Annotated in this window: 18 protein-coding genes; 8 read left to right on the top strand and 10 right to left on the bottom strand. The window is 72.7% G+C overall.

Annotated elements, in window-relative coordinates:
* Positions 1-96: 96 nt before the first annotated feature.
* From ACIRFL_RS42120 to ACIRFL_RS42110, 3 genes are read right to left on the bottom strand one after another with little or no spacing between them, the layout of a single operon-like run.
* Positions 97-639, bottom strand: a complete 543-nt coding sequence (locus ACIRFL_RS42120) for a flavoprotein (RefSeq protein WP_404040572.1) — start codon at positions 637-639, stop codon at positions 97-99.
* A gap of 39 nt (positions 640-678) precedes the next feature.
* A complete protein-coding gene (locus tag ACIRFL_RS42115; protein ID WP_404040569.1) occupies positions 679-879 on the bottom strand; it encodes a ferredoxin in 201 nt (66 codons plus the stop codon).
* Between the two features lie 12 nt (positions 880-891).
* Positions 892-2,088, bottom strand: a complete 1,197-nt coding sequence (locus ACIRFL_RS42110) for a cytochrome P450 (RefSeq protein ID WP_404040566.1) — start codon at positions 2,086-2,088, stop codon at positions 892-894.
* A 283-nt stretch (positions 2,089-2,371) separates the two neighbouring features.
* On the opposite strand from ACIRFL_RS42110, the gene ACIRFL_RS42105 reads away from it, so the two are divergent.
* Together ACIRFL_RS42105 and ACIRFL_RS42100 are read left to right on the top strand one after the other, a co-directional pair.
* On the top strand, positions 2,372-2,821 hold the full coding sequence (locus tag ACIRFL_RS42105; RefSeq protein WP_404040563.1) for a nitroreductase family deazaflavin-dependent oxidoreductase: 450 nt from the start codon (positions 2,372-2,374) through the stop codon (positions 2,819-2,821).
* A 483-nt stretch (positions 2,822-3,304) separates the two neighbouring features.
* Positions 3,305-4,336, top strand: a complete 1,032-nt coding sequence (locus ACIRFL_RS42100) for a 7-epi-alpha-eudesmol synthase (protein WP_404040560.1) — start codon at positions 3,305-3,307, stop codon at positions 4,334-4,336.
* Positions 4,337-4,388: 52 nt separating this feature from the next.
* Here ACIRFL_RS42100 and ACIRFL_RS42095 read toward each other — a convergent pair whose 3' ends face one another.
* Genes ACIRFL_RS42095 through ACIRFL_RS42075 form a run of 5 tightly spaced genes read right to left on the bottom strand, consistent with a single transcriptional unit; the run spans position 4,389 to position 8,910 of the window.
* A complete protein-coding gene (locus tag ACIRFL_RS42095; protein ID WP_404040557.1) occupies positions 4,389-5,633 on the bottom strand; it encodes a cytochrome P450 in 1,245 nt (414 codons plus the stop codon).
* Positions 5,630-6,235: a GTP-binding protein gene (locus ACIRFL_RS42090; protein WP_404040554.1), complete on the bottom strand. Its 606-nt coding sequence runs from the start codon at positions 6,233-6,235 to the stop codon at positions 5,630-5,632. The genes ACIRFL_RS42095 and ACIRFL_RS42090 overlap by 4 nt, the downstream gene beginning before the upstream one ends.
* Positions 6,216-6,626: a DUF742 domain-containing protein gene (locus ACIRFL_RS42085; RefSeq protein ID WP_404040551.1), complete on the bottom strand. Its 411-nt coding sequence runs from the start codon at positions 6,624-6,626 to the stop codon at positions 6,216-6,218. Before ACIRFL_RS42085 ends, ACIRFL_RS42090 begins: the two co-directional genes overlap by 20 nt.
* Positions 6,623-7,033, bottom strand: coding sequence for a roadblock/LC7 domain-containing protein (locus ACIRFL_RS42080; protein WP_030043913.1), 411 nt, complete (start codon positions 7,031-7,033; stop codon positions 6,623-6,625). The genes ACIRFL_RS42085 and ACIRFL_RS42080 overlap by 4 nt, the downstream gene beginning before the upstream one ends.
* 5 nt (positions 7,034-7,038) lie before the next feature.
* Positions 7,039-8,910 carry a sensor histidine kinase gene (locus tag ACIRFL_RS42075; protein ID WP_404040547.1) on the bottom strand — a complete coding sequence of 624 codons (1,872 nt, stop codon included), beginning with the start codon at positions 8,908-8,910 and terminating at the stop codon, positions 7,039-7,041.
* 465 nt (positions 8,911-9,375) lie between these two features.
* Here ACIRFL_RS42075 and ACIRFL_RS42070 point away from each other — a divergent pair, with 465 nt between their 5' ends.
* The 5 genes from ACIRFL_RS42070 to ACIRFL_RS42050 all read left to right on the top strand — a co-directional run bounded on the left by ACIRFL_RS42070 (position 9,376) and on the right by ACIRFL_RS42050 (position 13,852).
* Positions 9,376-10,326 (top strand): NADP-dependent oxidoreductase, encoded by a 951-nt coding sequence (locus ACIRFL_RS42070; protein ID WP_404040545.1) that lies wholly within the window; start codon positions 9,376-9,378, stop codon positions 10,324-10,326.
* Between the two features lie 121 nt (positions 10,327-10,447).
* Positions 10,448-10,840, top strand: coding sequence for an anti-sigma factor antagonist (locus ACIRFL_RS42065; RefSeq protein WP_404040542.1), 393 nt, complete (start codon positions 10,448-10,450; stop codon positions 10,838-10,840).
* Positions 10,841-10,954: 114 nt separating this feature from the next.
* Positions 10,955-11,617 (top strand): DUF4230 domain-containing protein, encoded by a 663-nt coding sequence (locus ACIRFL_RS42060; RefSeq protein WP_404040539.1) that lies wholly within the window; start codon positions 10,955-10,957, stop codon positions 11,615-11,617.
* Positions 11,618-11,646: 29 nt separating this feature from the next.
* On the top strand, positions 11,647-12,441 hold the full coding sequence (locus tag ACIRFL_RS42055; RefSeq protein ID WP_404040536.1) for a VanZ family protein: 795 nt from the start codon (positions 11,647-11,649) through the stop codon (positions 12,439-12,441).
* A gap of 181 nt (positions 12,442-12,622) precedes the next feature.
* Positions 12,623-13,852, top strand: a complete 1,230-nt coding sequence (locus ACIRFL_RS42050; protein ID WP_404040533.1) for a ricin-type beta-trefoil lectin domain protein — start codon at positions 12,623-12,625, stop codon at positions 13,850-13,852.
* 12 nt (positions 13,853-13,864) lie between these two features.
* On the opposite strand, the gene ACIRFL_RS42045 is transcribed toward ACIRFL_RS42050, so the two are convergent.
* Positions 13,865-14,110, bottom strand: a complete 246-nt coding sequence (locus ACIRFL_RS42045) for a hypothetical protein (protein ID WP_404040530.1) — start codon at positions 14,108-14,110, stop codon at positions 13,865-13,867.
* Between the two features lie 129 nt (positions 14,111-14,239).
* Here ACIRFL_RS42045 and ACIRFL_RS42040 point away from each other — a divergent pair, with 129 nt between their 5' ends.
* Complete coding sequence (locus ACIRFL_RS42040; protein WP_404040527.1) at positions 14,240-15,292, top strand: PHP domain-containing protein; 1,053 nt, start codon at positions 14,240-14,242, stop codon at positions 15,290-15,292.
* Between the two features lie 256 nt (positions 15,293-15,548).
* On the opposite strand, the gene ACIRFL_RS42035 is transcribed toward ACIRFL_RS42040, so the two are convergent.
* Positions 15,549-15,794, bottom strand: a complete 246-nt coding sequence (locus ACIRFL_RS42035) for a hypothetical protein (RefSeq protein WP_404040524.1) — start codon at positions 15,792-15,794, stop codon at positions 15,549-15,551.
* Between the last annotated feature and the right edge of the window lie 538 nt (positions 15,795-16,332).

The raw sequence follows: 16,332 nt of genomic DNA, 5'->3' as shown, positions 1-16,332 counted from the left end.
GTCCGACAACCGCTCACCCGCAGGCGCCTTGACCTGCCCCACCCTCGCCATACGAAGGACAACGAGCCACAGCCACTTAAGTCACCGGCATTGGGCCTAGGACGCTCCTGGCCGCCGCAGCAGGTCCAGGGCGCGCTCCCACCCGAAGTCCGGCCGGTGACCGCTCCCGTCGGGTTCCCCGGTGTACGGCTCGCCGATGCGCACGCCCATCGCGCGCAGCCGATCCAGGCTCGCCCGGTAGGCGGGGTGGGCGGCCAGCGCGTCGCCCACGCAGGGCAGGGCGGCGATCGGCACGCCTAGGCCGTACGCCTCGCACAGGGTGCCGAGGGCGAGGGTGTCCGCGATCCCCGCCGCCCACTTGTTGAGGGTGTTGAAGGTGGCGGGCGCGACGACCACGGCGTCCGGCGGCGGGAAGGGGCGGGGTTCGCCGGGCGTGCGCCACGCGGAGCGGACCGGGCGGCCGGTCTGCGCCGCGACGGCACCGGAGTCGAAGAAGCCGCCCAGGGCGTTCGGGGTGGCCGTGACACCGACCGCCCAGTTCCGCTCCTGGGCGGCGGTGATCAGTTTGCCGACGCCCGCGGCGATCCCGGCCGCGCACACGACGAGCTGGAGGAAGGGCTTCTCGTCCGGTTCGGTCATCCGGGCACCCTACGCCGCCGCGGGCCGCCCGGTCCGGGGTCAGGCCGGCTGGTCGGTGACCGTGATGGCGCCGACCGGGCAGGCGCGGGCGGCGTCGCGGACCAGGGGGTCACCGCCGCCGTCCTGCCGCCCGGGCAGCAGCGTGCTGTAGCCGTCGTCGTCCTGGGTGAAGACGTTCGGGGCGGTCAGCGCGCACTGACCCGCGCCGATACAGATGTCCCTGTCGATCTCGATGTGCATGGCACAAGCCTCTTACCAGGTCACGGGGAGTTCCAGCATCCCCTGGATCGTGTCGCCGGGTTTGAACGGGATCTCGTCCGCCGGCGCGGCGAGGCGGAGCGTGGGCAGCCGTTCGAACAGGGCGGCGAGGGCGATCTCCAGCTCGGTGCGGGCGAGGTTCTGGCCGAGGCACTGGTGGATGCCGAAGCCGAAGGCGACGTGATGGCGGGATGGGCGGTGCCAGTCGAGCGTGTCCGGTCCGGGGTAGGCGTCCGCGTCGCGGTTGATCACCGAGGTGGAGAAGACCACGCCGTCGCCCGCCCGGATGGTGGCGCCGGCCACCTCGATGTCCTCGGTGGCGAGCCGCAGCAGCCCGTCCGCGATGGACAGCATCCGCAGCAGTTCCTCGATCGCGGCGGGCAGCAGGGAGGGGTCGGCGCGCAGTTCGGCGAGGCGTTCGGGGTGCTGGAGCAGCGTGTAGGTGCCCAGCGAGATCATGTTGGCGGTGGTCTCGTGGCCGGCGACCAGCAGGATGATCGCGAGGGCGACCAGCTCCTTACGGCCCGGAGTGCCCTCGCGCGCCTGCTGTTCGACCAGTTCGTCCAGCAGGCCCTCGCCGGGCTCCTCGCGCTTGCGGTCGATCAGGTCCCCGAGGTACTCCTCCAGCCGGGCCCGGGCGTCCTGTGCCGCCTCGGCCGTGGGGCCGCGCAGCAGCAGCCGGGACTGCTCCTCGAAGAACTCGTGGTCGGCGTAGGGGACGCCGAGCAGCGCGCAGATCACCATGGAGGGCACGGGCAGCGCGAACGCGCCGACCAGTTCGGCGGGCGGGCCCTGGGCGACCATCCGGTCCAGCAGGTCGTCGACGATGCGCTGGATGCTCGGCCTGAGCGCGGTGGCCCGCTTGAGCGTGAAGCTGGGGATCATCATCCGGCGCTGGTCCCGGTGCTCGGGGTCGTCGACGCCGACGAGGGCGGTCGTGACATCGCGGATGCCGGCGAACCGGGGTGTCGTGATGGGGAAGCCGGCACGGGTGCGGTTGCTGGACAGACGGGGGTCGGTCAGCAGGTCACGGGCGAGCGCGTGCCCGGTGACGAGCCAGGCGGGGCGCCCGTCGTAGAGGGTGACGCGGGCCAGCGGGCGGGAGGCGCGCAGCGGGTCGTAGCCGGCGGGCGGCTGGTAGGGGCAGGTACGGTCCTGTGGAAAGGCAACGGGCTCCGACAATTCCGTCATGGAAGACCTCACAGACGAAGAGTGCTTCGGCCGATCTTCATTAGATGCCCGAGGCACCTAGCGTGCGACGCAAAGTTCGGCCAGATCGGCTACCTGCGGAATCTGGCCGGGAAGCGACTCTTCCGTTTCGTGGTTCGATGGCCCTCACGGGGGTGCCGGCCATCCGGAATCGGCCATTCCACGATAGTCCATCGCCTGCGCCGCGATCCGGATGAAATCCGCGGTCACCGGTGTTGAAGGTGGCTGTCAGTGAGCCTGTGTCGCGACGAGGAGAACGAGCAGCATGCCTCTTGAGGGTGAGTACGAGCCCAGTCCTACCGCGTGGGTCCGGGAGCAGGTCGAGTTGTACGAGGGTTCCGGTGGCACCGAGGGGACGACACTGCTGGACACGGGGCTGCCCGTCATCCTGCTGACCACCCGGGGCGCCCGCAGCGGCAAGATCCGCAAGACGCCGCTGATGCGGGTCGAGCACGCGGGGCGGTACGCCGTGGTGGCCTCGCAGGGCGGTGCGCCCAAGCATCCGGTCTGGTACTTCAACATCACCACCGATCCGCGGGTGGAACTGCAGGACGGGCCCCGCAAGCAGGACATGACGGCACGGGAGGTCACCGGCGCGGAGAAGGCCGAGTGGTGGGAGCGGGCGGTGGCCGCGTATCCGCCGTACGCCGAGTACCAGGAGAAGACGTCCCGCGAGATCCCGGTCTTCGTGCTCGAACCGGTCGCCGGAAGCTGAACCCTGCGGGGCCTCGGCGGGTGGTCGTCTGCGGGGCCGTCGTGGCTGATCGCGCCGTTCCCCGCGCCCCTTCGGGGTGGTGCCGTGGCGTGGTCGTCTGCGGCGCCGTTGTGGCTGGGCGCGCAGTTCCCCGCGCCCCTTAGGGGTGGTGTCATGCCGTAGTCGTGTGCGGCGCCGTCGTGGCTGATCGCGCAGTTCCCCGCGCCCCTTCGGGGGCGCCTGCCCCTGTGCCGCATGTGCGACGCCCGACAGCACGACGCGTTCACAGGGAGCGGGAGAGTGTACGCGGGGCGGGGGGTGTGAGCAGTAATTCACATCACGGCGATCTTGGGGGATAGATCATTTAGGCTCTGGGCAGCCTCGTACTGCTGCCGGTCTCAACTTACGGGTCAGAAGGCTGAGTTCGAGGGCGCGGACGGCCGAGGCGGCCGCCCGCTCGCAGGGGCGGGGGGACTCTGCGTTCCGTCTCCCGAAAGGAACCGCATGCCGCAGGACGTCACCTTCGACCTGCCCTTCGAGACCCCCGTCAGCCCGCATCTGGAGTACGCGCGCTCACGCCATCTGCGCTGGGTCTGGGACATGGGCCTGGTCCGCAGCCAGGCCGGGTTCGCGGAGTACCGGTCCTGGGACCTGCCGCAGGCAGCCGCACGCACCTATCCGCACGCCTCGGCCGACGACATGGTCGTCCTGATGAACTGGTTCTCGCTGGCCTTCCTCTTCGACGACCAGTTCGACGCCGGCCGGCCGGACCGTGCCGACCGGATCGCGGAGGTGGCGCGCGAGCTGATCGTCACGCCGCTGCGCCCGGCCGGCACCAGGCCCCGGGTGGTCTGCCCGATCACCGTGGCCTGGGCGGAGGTCTGGCGCCATCTCTCGGATGGCATGTCCCTGACCTGGCGGTCCCGGTTCGCCGCCTCCTGGGGACGGTTCCTGGTGGCGCACTGCGAGGAGGTCGATCTGGCGGCCCGCGGGCTGGCCGGAACGCTGACCCTCGACGAGTACACGGCCTTCCGCCGCCGCACGGTGGGCATCCACCACAGCATCGACGCGGGCGAGCGCAGCCGCCGCTTCGAGGTGCCGGCCGAGGTGCAGGCCCATCCGGTGATGGAGCGGATGCGCGATCTGGCCGCCGACACCATCGGGTTCATGAACGACATCCACTCCTTCGAGCGCGAGCGGCGCCGCGGCGACGGCCACAACCTGATATGCGTCCTGCAACGGGAGCGGGGCGGCTCCTGGCAGGACGCGGCCGACGAGGCGTACCGGATGACCACCGAGTGCCTCCAGGAGTACGTCGCCCTGGAGGCGCGCGTGCCGCGGATGTGCGACGACCTCGGCCTGGACGAGGCGGCGCGGCAGCGGGTGCGGATGGGCGTGGAGGCCATCCAGCACTGGATCAACGGCAACTACGAGTGGGCGCTGACCACCGGCCGCTACGCGGCGGCCAAGGAGGGGCCGGCGGTGAACGCCGAACTGGCCGGGCGCGGCTCGGTGGACGACCTGCTCGCCGTGTGAGGGCGACGCCGCGGGGCCGCCGTCCGAAGAGGACGGCGGCCCCGCGCGCGTTTCAGACGGCGAACTCCACCGGCAGGCTGTCCAGCCGGGACTCCCAGGTGGAGGCCGTCGAGGTCAGCTCCTCCGCGGGCACGGCCAGCCGCAGCCCGGGCAGCCGGTGCAGCAGCACGTCGACGGCCGTCTCGATGATGCCCTGGCCGAGGTTCTGCCCCGGGCACTCGTGCGGCCCGGCGCTGAACGCCAGATGCGACTGGTTGCCGACGACCGAGACGGCCGGGTCCGGGCGGATCTGCGGATCCGCGTTGCCCGCCGCGAGGCCGAGCACCAGCAGATCGCCCTCCTTGACCGGGCAACCGCCGAGTTCCAGGTCGGAGGTGGCGAACCGGCCCGGCAGCACCGCCAACGGAGGGGTGTTCCACATGACTTCCTCCACCACGGAGGACATGTTCAGCTGCCCGCTGACCAGTTCGGAGCGCCGCTCGGGGTAGGTGAGGACGAGTTGCAGGGCACGCGCCAGCAGATTGCTGGTCATGGTGTGGCCGGTGATCAGCACCAGGCGCAGATGGTTGACGAGTTCGTCCTCGTCCAGGTCGGCGGGGTGGTCGATGAGCCCGGAGGCGAAGTCGGCACCGGGTTCGGCGCGTTTGCGGGCCGCCAGCTCGGCGAGGACACCCATGATCTTCTCGTTGTGCGCGAGGGCGTCCTCGCCGCCCTTGAGGATCTGGTTGCTGGACTCGGCGAGACTGCGCCCCTCCCGCTCGGCCAGCCCGAGCACCCGGGTGAGGACCAGCATCGGCAGATAGTCGGCGAAGTCCGTCACCAGGTCGGCGCGGCCCGCGTCCGCGAACGCGTCGATCTGCTTGTGCGCGAAGTGCGTGACGTGCCGCCGGATGCCGCGGCCGGAGACGCCGAGGAGGTTGTCGGTGACCGCGCCGCGCAGCCTGCGGTGCGGCTCGCCGTCCTGGGAGACGCAGTCGGGTCGCCAGCCCAGCATCTGGATCAGCGGCGAGGTCTCGGCCACCCGGCCCTCCTGCCAGTCCCGCCAGATCCGTGAATCCCGGCTGAACTGGAGCGGGTTGTCGAGCACCCGCCGGTTCTCCCGGTAGCCGAGCACCAGCCAGGCGGGGATGTCGCCCTCCAGCAGGATCGGGGCGACCGTGCCGTGCCGCTCGCGCAGCCGCGCGTAGATGCCGTGCGGATCCCGCTCCGACTCCGGGCCGTACAGCCGGGTGACGTCCGCGCCGTGGGCGACCGGGCAGCCGCCCGCGGCGCCGGGGCCGTGGGACTCGTCGTTCATCGGGACTCCACTGCGCCGGCCGAGCGTTCCTGCAGATGACGGATGAGCGCGAGGAGCACGTCACGGCTGGAGGCGCGGTCGCGGGCGTCGCAGACCACGACCGGGGTGTGCGGGGAGATGTCCAGGGCGTCCCGGATCTCCTCGATCGGGTGGTCCTTGGAGTCGGGGAAGACGTTGAGGGCGATGACGAACGGCACGTCCTGCCGTTCCATCTCCTCGATCGCCCGGAAGCTGGAGGCCAGCCGGCGGGTGTCCACCAGGACGATCGCCCCCAGCGCGCCCTTGAACAGGCCGTTCCACAGGAACCAGAACCGCTCCTGGCCCGGGGTGCCGAACAGGTACAGCATCAGGCTGTCGTTGAGGCTGATCTTGCCGAAGTCCAGGCTGACGGTGGTCTCGGCCTTGTCGGTGATGCCGATGAGATGGTCGTCGCCGACGCTGGCCTGGGTGAGGGTCTCCTCGGTGGTGAGCGGCTTGATGTCGCTGACGGAGCGGACCATGGTGGTCTTGCCGGTACCGAACCCGCCGGCGATCATCACCTTGACCGAGCGGGTGCCTCCGGCGGCGGATCGGCCGGATTGGTCAAAGCCTTTCAAGTCCACTGAGTACCTCCTGAAGGAGCGCGAGGTCGGGCCCGCGCCCGGCGTCGTGCGCCGGGATGGGATCACGGGCTTCGACGCGGCCTGCGTCCAGCAGATCCGCCAGCAGCACCGCGAGAATGTTGAAGGGCAATCCGAGATGGGCGCCGAGTTCGGCCACCGACAGCGGATCGCGGCAGCGCCGGACAATCTCCTCGTGCTCGTGCTGCATGCCCGGGGCGGGGGCGGTGCGGGAGACGATGAGGGTCGCCACGTCGAGGCTCGACGCCGACCCGCCCGGCCTGCTGCGTCCCTTGGTCAGGACGTAGTAGCGCTCAAGACCTTGGGGATCTCCCCCGCCCGAGCGCAGCCGGGAGCTCGGGGGAGGATCCGTGGGCCGGCGGGGAGCACTCATCCAGAGTGCTCCTCCAGGCGCGGAGTGGTGCCGAGCAGCTCGCCCATGCGGCGGGCCAGGTCCCTCATCTGGTGGCCGAGCAGGCCCTGGTCGAGTCCCTCGCGGGCCAGCACGCCCAGGTAGGTCTCGACCCCCGCGCGGACGACGAACAGATGCCCGCCGTCGACCTCGATCATCGCGAGCCGCAACTGGCCCGCGTACTTGGGGAACTGCTCGGCGACCGGCTGGGCGAGGGCCTGCAGGCCCGCCACCACCGCCGCGAAGCGGTCCACGTCGTCGGGGTCCTCGGCGCCGAAGGAAGTGATGGCCTTACCGTCGCTGGAGGCCACGAGGGCGAAGCGGATCTCCGGGATGCTCTCCACCAGATCGCGGAGCGCCCAGCTCACGTCGGTTCCCTGTTGCGTCATGTGGACTAGTCGCTCTCTTCAGTGCGGTGCTCGGTGGACTCACGGGCGGCGGACGGCGCGGTCGCCGCGGCGGCTTCGGGCGCGGGGCCGGGGGCGGCCTGGCCGGACTCGGCGAACGTGTGCGCGTCGGCGGCGGGCGCGGTGCCGTCGCGCTCGTCCTCGACGGATCCGGAGCGAGGCGAGGCCGTGCCGGCGGCCGGGTCGCGGCCCGCGGTGGCGAACGCCGCCAGGCCGGCGAAGGACGCGTCCGGTGGTACGGCGGAGACGGCGTCGGCGGCGCCGCGTCCGGCCTCCGGGGACGGCTCCGTCTCGTGCCGTCTGCTCCGGCGCCGGGGCAGTCCGCCGGGCGTGGTGTCCAGGGTGTCGGCGGGCTCGGCCGCGGGCGCGGCGGTGACCGGGGCGTGGGCCGCGGCGGGCGCAGGGGCCGCGGCGGGCGCAGGGGCCGCGGCGGGCGCAGGGGCCGCGGCGGCGGGCGGGCCGGCGGGCGCGGCGGTGGCCGGGGTCGCGGGCAGCGGGCTGAAGTACTTGTGCGGCACCACGACGACGACCGAGGTGCCGAGCCAGGGCGAGTCCGCGAAGGTGACGCGGATGCCGTAGCGGCGGGCGAGGATGCCGACGACGCGCAGACCGATGGTGGCGTCCTCGGAGACGCCGCCGAGGCCGGGTCCGGCCGCGGTGCCGGCGAGGGAGTGCTCCGCCTCGCGCTTCTTCTCCTCGCTCAGTCCCTTGCCGGAGTCCTGGATCTCGATGCCGACGCCGTTCGGGACCTCCTTGCCGGAGACCACCACCGGCTCGGTGGGCGGCGAGTACCGGGCCGCGTTGTCCAGCAGATGCGCGAAGATCAGCGTGAGATGGTCCACCAGACCGCCGTCGACGCCGAGTTCGGGCAGATGGCGGACCTCGACGCGGTGGAAGTCCTTGATCCGGCCGATGCCGCCGCGCACCACGCTCAGCAGCCGCTGCGGCTCCTGCCACTGCCGGCCCGGCCGGTCCGAGCCGCCCAGCACGCCGATGCTCGCGGCGAGCGAGTCGGCGGGGCCGAGCTCCTGGTCCAGCTCCATCAGGCCGCGGGCCACGGCGGGCAGCCGGCCGTGCTCGCCCTGCATCTCGTGCAGCCGGCCGCGGAGCTTGCTGGTCAGTACGTGGATGCGGTTGCCGATGCTGATCACGGCCTGCTCGGCGGAGGTGGAGCGGTTGAACTCCTCCTCGATGCCGATCAGCGAGGTCCGCAGGATCCGCCGCAGGTCGGCCTGGAGTTCCGGCGCGACCTCGGTCTTCGGGGCGGCGGCCGGCAGCACGTCGTCGATGGCGTCGCCGGCCCGCAGCCGCTTCAGCGCCTCGGGCAGCTGCTCGTCGGCGAGCCGGGCGACCGCGGCCCGCTGGTGCGCGAGTTGTTCCTCCCAGATCTCGGCCCGATCGGCGAGCTGGGCCTCGTAGGACGTGGCCTGGTCGGCGAGCCGTTCCTCAAAGGCCCGTGCGGTGTCGGCGAGTTGGGCCTCGTGGGCCGCGGCCTGCTCCCCGGCCTGGGCCTCGAAGGCGGCGCTCTGCTCGGTCAGCCGTGTCTCCAGCGAGGCGCGCTCGGCGGCGAACTTCCGCTCCAGGCCCGCGACATGCTGCTGCCACTGCTGCGCGTGCTCGGCCTGGGTGGTGCGGGAGCTGTCCGCGAGGCCGCGCAACTGCCGCTGCGAGCGGATCAGCAGCCGTACACACACGGAGCCGGCGGCGGTCGCGGCGGCACCGGCGACGGCGGCGGTTATGCGCTCCGAGCTCATGAAGGTGGCGGCAACCGTCCCGCCTCCCAAGGCCAGTGGCATCAGCCACCAGCTGTACCAGGCGACAGGGGCCCGCGCCGCCGGTGGCGAAGTGGCGAGTTCCATCTGCATCCTTCGAAAGCGATCACGACAACGGGGTGCGCGAGGGCCGCACTCATGAGTGGGCACGGCGAGCCGACCGCTCGATGGAACGGTCACGTCAACTCGCGGTGACTTTCCGGAGCTTATCTGGTTCCAACTCGAAAAGATCAACTTCGCCGGGTGGCGGAGGTGAGGATTCCGTCACTCTCCGGAAGGCCCCGTCGAAGCTCCAAACCTCCTGTTGATCAGGGGACTTGGCCGCAGCACCCGGCGGTCTGCCGGACACCGGCCGGGGGGTGCCGGTGGGCGGGCGGCGGCCGGGGCGACGGCGGGTTCGGGGCTGTGGGCCGGATGGGTGGCGGGATCCGGGCCGCACGCTGCACGGGTGACGGGGGTCCGGACCGCGGACCGAGGGGTGACCGGGGCGCCGGGGCGCGGGCCGGACGCTTGGCGCAATCCGGACTGCGGGCCGGGGCGGTCCGGGGGACCATGAGTGCTGTGAACACGATGCGCGCAATCAGCCAGGACGCCCTCGGCGGCCCCGACGTGCTCAAGGAGGTACGCCTTGAGCGGCCCGCGCCGCGCCCGAACGAGGTACTGGTCCGGGTCCGTGCCGCCGGGGTCAACCCCACCGACTGGAAACACCGGGCCACCGGCGGCTTCCTGGGCCGGCCGCCGTTCGTGCTGGGCTGGGACGTTGCGGGCACGGTCGAGGAGACCGGGATCGGTGTGGCCGCGTTCGCGCCCGGGGACGAGGTCTTCGGCATGCTGCCCTATCCGTTCGGGCACGGTTCGCACGCCGAGTACGTCGTCGCCCCGGCCCGTGCGCTCACCCGCAAGCCGGCCGGGATCGACCATGTGCAGGCGGGTGCGCTGCCGCTGGTGTCGCTGACCGCGTGGCAGGCGCTGGCCGAGACGGCCGAGCTGGCCGCGGGCCAGCGGGTGCTGGTGCACGCGGCGGCCGGCGGGGTCGGCCATGTGGCGGTGCAGATCGCCAAGGCGCGGGGCGCGTATGTGATCGGCACGGCGAGCGCGGGCAAGCACGACTTCCTGCGGAGCATCGGCGTGGACGAGGCGATCGACTACCGCGGCACGGACGTCACTGAGGCCGTGCGCGGCGCCGACGTCGTGCTGGACACCCTCGGGGGCGACAACACCGTCCGGTCGCTGCGGGTGCTGCGTCCCGGTGGGATCGTGGTGTCGATCGCGCCGGTCGGCTCGCGGGAGCTGTACGACGAGGCCGCCCGGCTGGGCGTGCGGGCCGTCCGCATGCTGGTGGACGCCGACCGCGCCGGCATGCGGGCGATCGCCGCGCTGGTGACCGAGGGCGCACTGCGGGCGACGATCGCACAGACGTTCCCGTTGGCGGAGGCCGCGCGGGCACATGAGCAGGGAGAGACCGGCCGGACGACCGGGAAGCTGGTCCTCGTGACGGCCTGAACCGCGCAGCGTGCACCCAAACCCGAAGACATATGTCAATCGAACATGCTCAAATTCCTTCTATCGAGGGTAACTTGCAGGGCGGGGAACGGATTTCCCGGCACGGGTGGGAGGTGACGTCGTGCGCCCGGAACCGCGGCAGGAACCCGCACCGCTCACCCGGTACCTGCGCGTCCATCAGGACCGCGGGGCCACGGTGCTGGAGTTCCACGGCGAGATCGACATCGCGGCGGCCACAGAGATCGGCCCGTACCTGGACCGGGTGACGGACCGGCCCGGCGCCCGCATCGTGATCGACCTGCGGCACATCGAGTTCTTCGACTGCTCGGGGCTGCGCCTGCTCTACCGGGCCCGCGGCCGGGTGCTGGAGCACGGCGGGCGGCTGCACCTCGTATGCACCCACCCGCTGACCCTGCGCGTCCTGCGGGTCACCGGCCTGGCCCGGCTGCTGCCCCCGCGGCCGACGCTGGACGCGGCCCTGGACCAGCCCGAGACCACCTCCGGCTCGTGGTGAACGCGCGGGGGCGTGCGCCCCCGCGCGCTCCCGGTGAGTCCACCGTTCGGCCAACCGGCCGGTCTGGTACGGGCGTTCGGGGGCATCCGAAAGGCAGGAAGGGGGACCGCCGACATGACGACTGCCATCGGACGGCTGCCCGGACGCATGCCGGGCTGGGCGAAGGCCCTGACCGCCGTCGTAGCGGTGCTCGCGGTGCTCTTCGCCGGGATCCGGCTGGCCGTGCTGCCGGGCATCAGGGACCTGTTCGGCACCGAGACGCACGACCGCTCGGGACCGGCGCTGCTCAGATCGATCCGGGACATGAGCCGTTACGACGCCGCGTCCGGCACCTTCCAGGTCGTCGTGGACCTGGAGAAGGACGCCAAGTACCTGCCCGACGCGATCCGCGGCACCCGGACCCTGTACGTCGGGACGGGCACCGTGGACGCCTACGTCGACCTCGGCCGGGTGGGCGAGCGGGACGTGGCGGTCGACGGCGACCGCACCTCGGCCACGCTCCGGCTGCCGCACGCCCGGCTGGGCACTCCGGCCCTGGACGCCGACCACTCGTACACCGTCTCCAAGCAGCGCGGTCTGCTCGACCGACTCGGGGACTTCTTCTCGGACAACCCCAACAGCGAGCAGGCCGTCCAGCGGCTCGCCGTGCGGCACATCGGCGAGGCGGCCCGGGGCAGCGGGCTGACCACCCGGGCCGAGACCAACACGACCGCCATGCTCGAAGGACTGCTGCGCTCGCTCGGTTTCACCAAGGTGCACGTCTCCTACGGGAGCTGACCGGACCGCCCGCGACGACAGGAGGACCGATGGCCCGCCCCGCCTCGCACCCGCGCACCGCCAAGGACGCCGGCCCCACGGGGCCCGACCGCCCCGCCAAGGGCAACCGCTCCCCCAGGGCCGCCAGGACGCCCACGGCCGCCAAGACTGCCAAGGGCGCCAAGGGCGCCAAGGGCGGCCGTACGGCCAGGACGGGGGCCGCCGCCACGTCCCGGCGGGCCGGCGGGTTCACGGCACTGCTGCGGAGACTGCGGTCGGCCGTGCGCCTGGGCTCCGCGGAACCGCGCGGCACCGGGAAGGCCCACGGCGCGCCGGGCCGCACCCGCCGGAACGGGCGCGCGGCGCGGCCGGCCGGCCGAGGGCGGCGCGCGCCGGCATGGCCCGTGCGGGCGTTGGCGATGCTGGTCGCCTTCGCCTGCATGGTGGCGTTCGCCGCCGCGCTGGCCCGGCTCACCCTGGAGCCCTCCCCCGCGTCCGCGGCCCTCACGCACAGCAATCTGCGCCCGGGCAACTCCCTGAGGGCCTATCTGGACCAGCCGGCGCTGCGCGACGCCGTCCAGCAGATCGGCGGGAATCTGCTGCTGGGCGTCCCGTTCGGGGTGCTGGTGCCGGTGCTCGCGCCGCGGGCCCGCGGCATCGGGCAGGTGCTGCTGCTCACGGCGATCGTGATGCTGCTGGTGGAGCTGGCGCAGGGCGCGCTGATCACCGGCCGCGCCTTCGACGTCGACGACGTGCTCCTCAACACCGCGGGCGCGCTGCTGGGTCATCTGTTCCTCGGCCGACGGCTCGGGCGGGCGGTGCACGCACGCGAGAAGCGGACGTGAGGTGCCGCCACCGGGACGGCGGCACTCGGCCGCCGCAGGGGCACGCGCTCGCCCGACACTGGTCCGTACCAAAGTATTGACGCTCCCTTACCTCACTCCTTAAATCAAGAGGCGCCACCTTCATCCCCCCACCCCGGCCCGGCACGTGCGCGTTCCGGGCCGCCGTATGGAAGGGCGAGCCATGGCCTCCCCACGCCTGCTCCGCAGCTGTCTGTTCGCCGCGCTGTCCGCCGCGCTCGTCGCCTCCGCGGCGGTCGGTCCCGCCCAGGCGGACTCCTCCGACGCCGGCGTCACCGCCGTGACGTTCTCCGACACCTTCGACGGTCCCGCGGGCGCGGCCGTCGACTCCTCGAAGTGGCAGACGGAGACCGGCGACAACGTCAACAACCATGAGCGGCAGTACTACACGTCGGGCACCAAGAACGCGGCCCTGGACGGCCAGGGCCATCTGGTCATCACCGCCCGGCGCGAGAACCCCGCCAACTATCAGTGCTGGTACGGGACATGCCAGTACACCTCGGCCCGGCTGAACACCTCCGGGAAGTTCACCGCGCAGTACGGGCACGTCGAGGCCCGGATGAAGATCCCGCGGGGGCAGGGCATGTGGCCCGCGTTCTGGATGCTCGGGACACCGGTCAACTGGCCGGACTCCGGCGAGATCGACATCATGGAGAACGTCGGCTTCGAGCCCTCGACCGTGCACGGCACCATCCACGGCCCCGGCTACTCCGGCTCGGGCGGCATCGGCGCGGGCTACACCCTGCCGAACGGGCAGGCGTTCGCGGACGGCTTCCACACCTTCGCCGTCGACTGGGCGCCGGACTCGATCACCTGGTCCGTGGACGGCAACGTCTACCAGCGGCGGACCCCGGCCGACCTCGGCGGCAGGACATGGGTGTTCAACAAGCCGTTCTTCCTGATCCTGAACCTGGCGGTGGGCGGCTACTGGCCCGGCGACCCGGACGGCTCCACCGCGTTCCCGCAGCAACTGGTGGTGGACTCGGTGTCGGTGACGACCGGCGACACCGCGGCAGGCGTCGCGATCAAGGGACTGGCGGGCAAGTGCGTGGACGTGGCCGGCGCGAACGCCGCCAACGGCACCGCCGTACAGCTCTACGACTGCAACGGCACCGCCGCCCAGCAGTGGACGGTCGGCTCGGACGGCACCATCCGGGCGCTCGGCAAGTGCCTCGACGTCACCGGCAACGGCACCGCGGACGGTGCGACGGTGCAGCTGTGGGACTGCACGGGCGGCCCCAACCAGAAGTGGGCGGTGTCCGCAGCGCACGACATCGTGAACCCGCAGGCGGACAAGTGCCTGGACGTCACCGGCAACAACTCGGCCAACGGCACCCGGCTGCAGATCTGGACCTGCTCGGGCGGCGCCAACCAGAAATGGACGGTCGGCTGAGCGGGCGGGGCCTCAGTGCGGCGTCCAGGTGAATTTGTCGCCGCCGACCCAGCGGACCACATCCGGATCGTCCAGGTCATGAACGATGATGCCGTACGCGGCGGCGACCTCCAGGACGTCCGTCACGGTCCGTGCCGCACCGACCACCTGGCCGTCGACCTCCATGATACGGAAGGGCGGGTTGCCCGGCCTGCCCCGCATCACCCCGTGGACCAGGATGCGCGGTCTGGAGATGTGCGGGCTCGCTATCTCGGTCATGTCATCGAGCCTAATTCGCAGATGAGCGATACGGGCGATATATCCGGTTGATCGCTGTGCGTCGCACGACGCCCGCGGGTCGCCGTGCGGCGCCGCCGCGCCTGGGCAACCCTTGAGGTGGAGGTGGCGATGGATCCCGTGGAGGCGCTGGACCGGATCGCCTTCCTGCTGGAGCGGTCCCTGGCACCGACGTACCGCGTGCGCGCCTTCCGTACCGCCGCGCGGGTGCTGGGCGCGCTGCCCGCGGCCGAGGTGGCCGAGCGTGCCGCCGCCGGGACCCTTCAGTCACTGAAGGGCGTCGGCCCGAAGACCGCCCAGGTGGTGCGGGAGGCGCTGGCCGGCGAGGTGCCCGGCTATCTGCGCGCCCTGCGGGACGAGGCCGGCGCGCCCCTCACCGAGGGCGGCCGGCTGCTGCGGCAGTTGCAGCGCGGCGACTGTCATCTGCACTCCGACTGGTCGGACGGCGGCAGCACGATCGAGGAGATGGGGCGCACGGCGGCGCGGCTCGGGCACGAGTGGGCGGTGCTCACCGATCATTCGCCCCGGCTGACCGTGGCCCGCGGGCTGTCGCCCGAGCGGCTGCGGGAGCAGCTGGCCGCGGTGGCCGCGCTGAACGCGGCCTGGGCCCCGTTCCGGCTGCTCACCGGCATCGAGTGCGACATCCTTGAGGACGGTTCGCTGGACCAGGAGCCCCAGCTGCTGGAGCTGCTGGACGTGGTGGTGGTGTCCGTGCACTCCAAGCTGCGGATGGACGCCGCCCGTGCGATGACCCGCCGCATGGTCGCCGCCGTGCGCAGTCCGCACGCCGACGTGCTCGGCCACTGCACCGGGCGGCTGCGGGGCGAGCGGGGCCGGCCGGAGTCCCGGTTCGACGCGGACGCGGTGTTCGCCGCGTGCGCCGAGTCGGGCACCGCCGTGGAGATCAACAGCCGCCCGGAGCGGCTGGACCCGCCCCGGCGGCTGCTGCGCGCGGCCGTCGAGGCGGGCGTGCTGTTCTCGATCGACACCGACGCGCACGCCCCCGGCCAGCTCGACTGGCAGATCCTCGGCTGCGCGCGGGCCGAGGAGTGCGGGGTGCCCGCGGAGCGGGTGGTGACCACCTGGTCCGCCGAGCAGCTGCTGGGCTGGACCCGGGAGGGCCGGATCCCGGGGCACGGAGCGGTACGTGCTTCGCCGGGGTGACGCGGATCACGGTGGCGGGCGGCCCGCGGCCGGAACACCGAGGGGTCGTTGCCCGTTGAACAGACCGTGGGTGCGGACGGGACAGTGTCCCCGGGCCTCATCTTCCGCCCACAGGGACGATCGTTCGGCTGAAGCCCTGTGGAGCCTTTCGCCGAGAGGCGACCGCCGTGCGCGCCCACCCTCTGGCCGCCCCGGCCGTGATTCCCCCGTCGCGGTCGGGGCTTCCCCCTGTCCGGGCCGCGTCGCGCGGCGGCCGTCAGTCTGAGGGCTCCTCCGGTACCGGGTGGTCGGGGTGCACCGTCGCCGAGAACGGCGTGTCACCGCGTCCCGTACCGGCCTCGTCGGTGTCGGGAACATCATCGGCACTGTCGTCGGTGTCGTCCGCGGGGTTCCGCGGTGTGGCCTCCCACCGGTCGGGCCCGGCGTCGGCCTGCTGGTCCGGCATGTCACGGGGGACGGGCGCCCCGTCCTCGGCGGGCCCGCCACGGCGCTGTCCGGCCATGATGCGCTCCCCTCACGTGCGATCGAGCCCGGAGCGGGTACCACACGGCACACCCCCGAAACACAGGTCGCCCAGACGCCGAGGCGCGGGCCCGACAAGCGGCGCGAGAACGCCCGTCGGCGGGGCGGGCCGGGGTCGTCGGCGGCGGAGCGGGCCGATGCGCGGGCGCGACGAGGGGCAGGACGCACATCAGCGGTGCCGAGCCAGGACGCGCCGTCCACGGGGCGGGCCCCTTCATCACCGGGGCGAGCCGGGCAACGCCATCAGCGAGGCGCGCCGAGGCCCGACAGGGCAAGGACGCCCGTGCGCGGCGCCGGACCTGGACGCGCCGTCCACGGGGCGGGCCGCGCCGGCAGCGGGGCACGCCGGGCGCGGGCCCGCCGGGGGCAGGACGCACATCAGCGGTGCCGGGCCGGGGCGAGTCGTCGGCGGGGCGGGCCGATGCGCGGGCGCGACGAGCGGCGCGAGAACGCCCGTCGGCGGCGAGCCGGGAGACACCATCCACGGGGCGGGCCCCTTCATCACCGGGGCGAGCCGG

Source organism: Streptomyces sp. NPDC102462 (assembly GCF_044765425.1).
In the GTDB taxonomy this organism is placed as follows: Bacteria; Actinomycetota; Actinomycetes; order Streptomycetales; family Streptomycetaceae; genus Streptomyces.
Note: the sequence above shows the minus strand (reverse complement) of the source record. Positions and strands in the feature narration are given on the sequence as shown.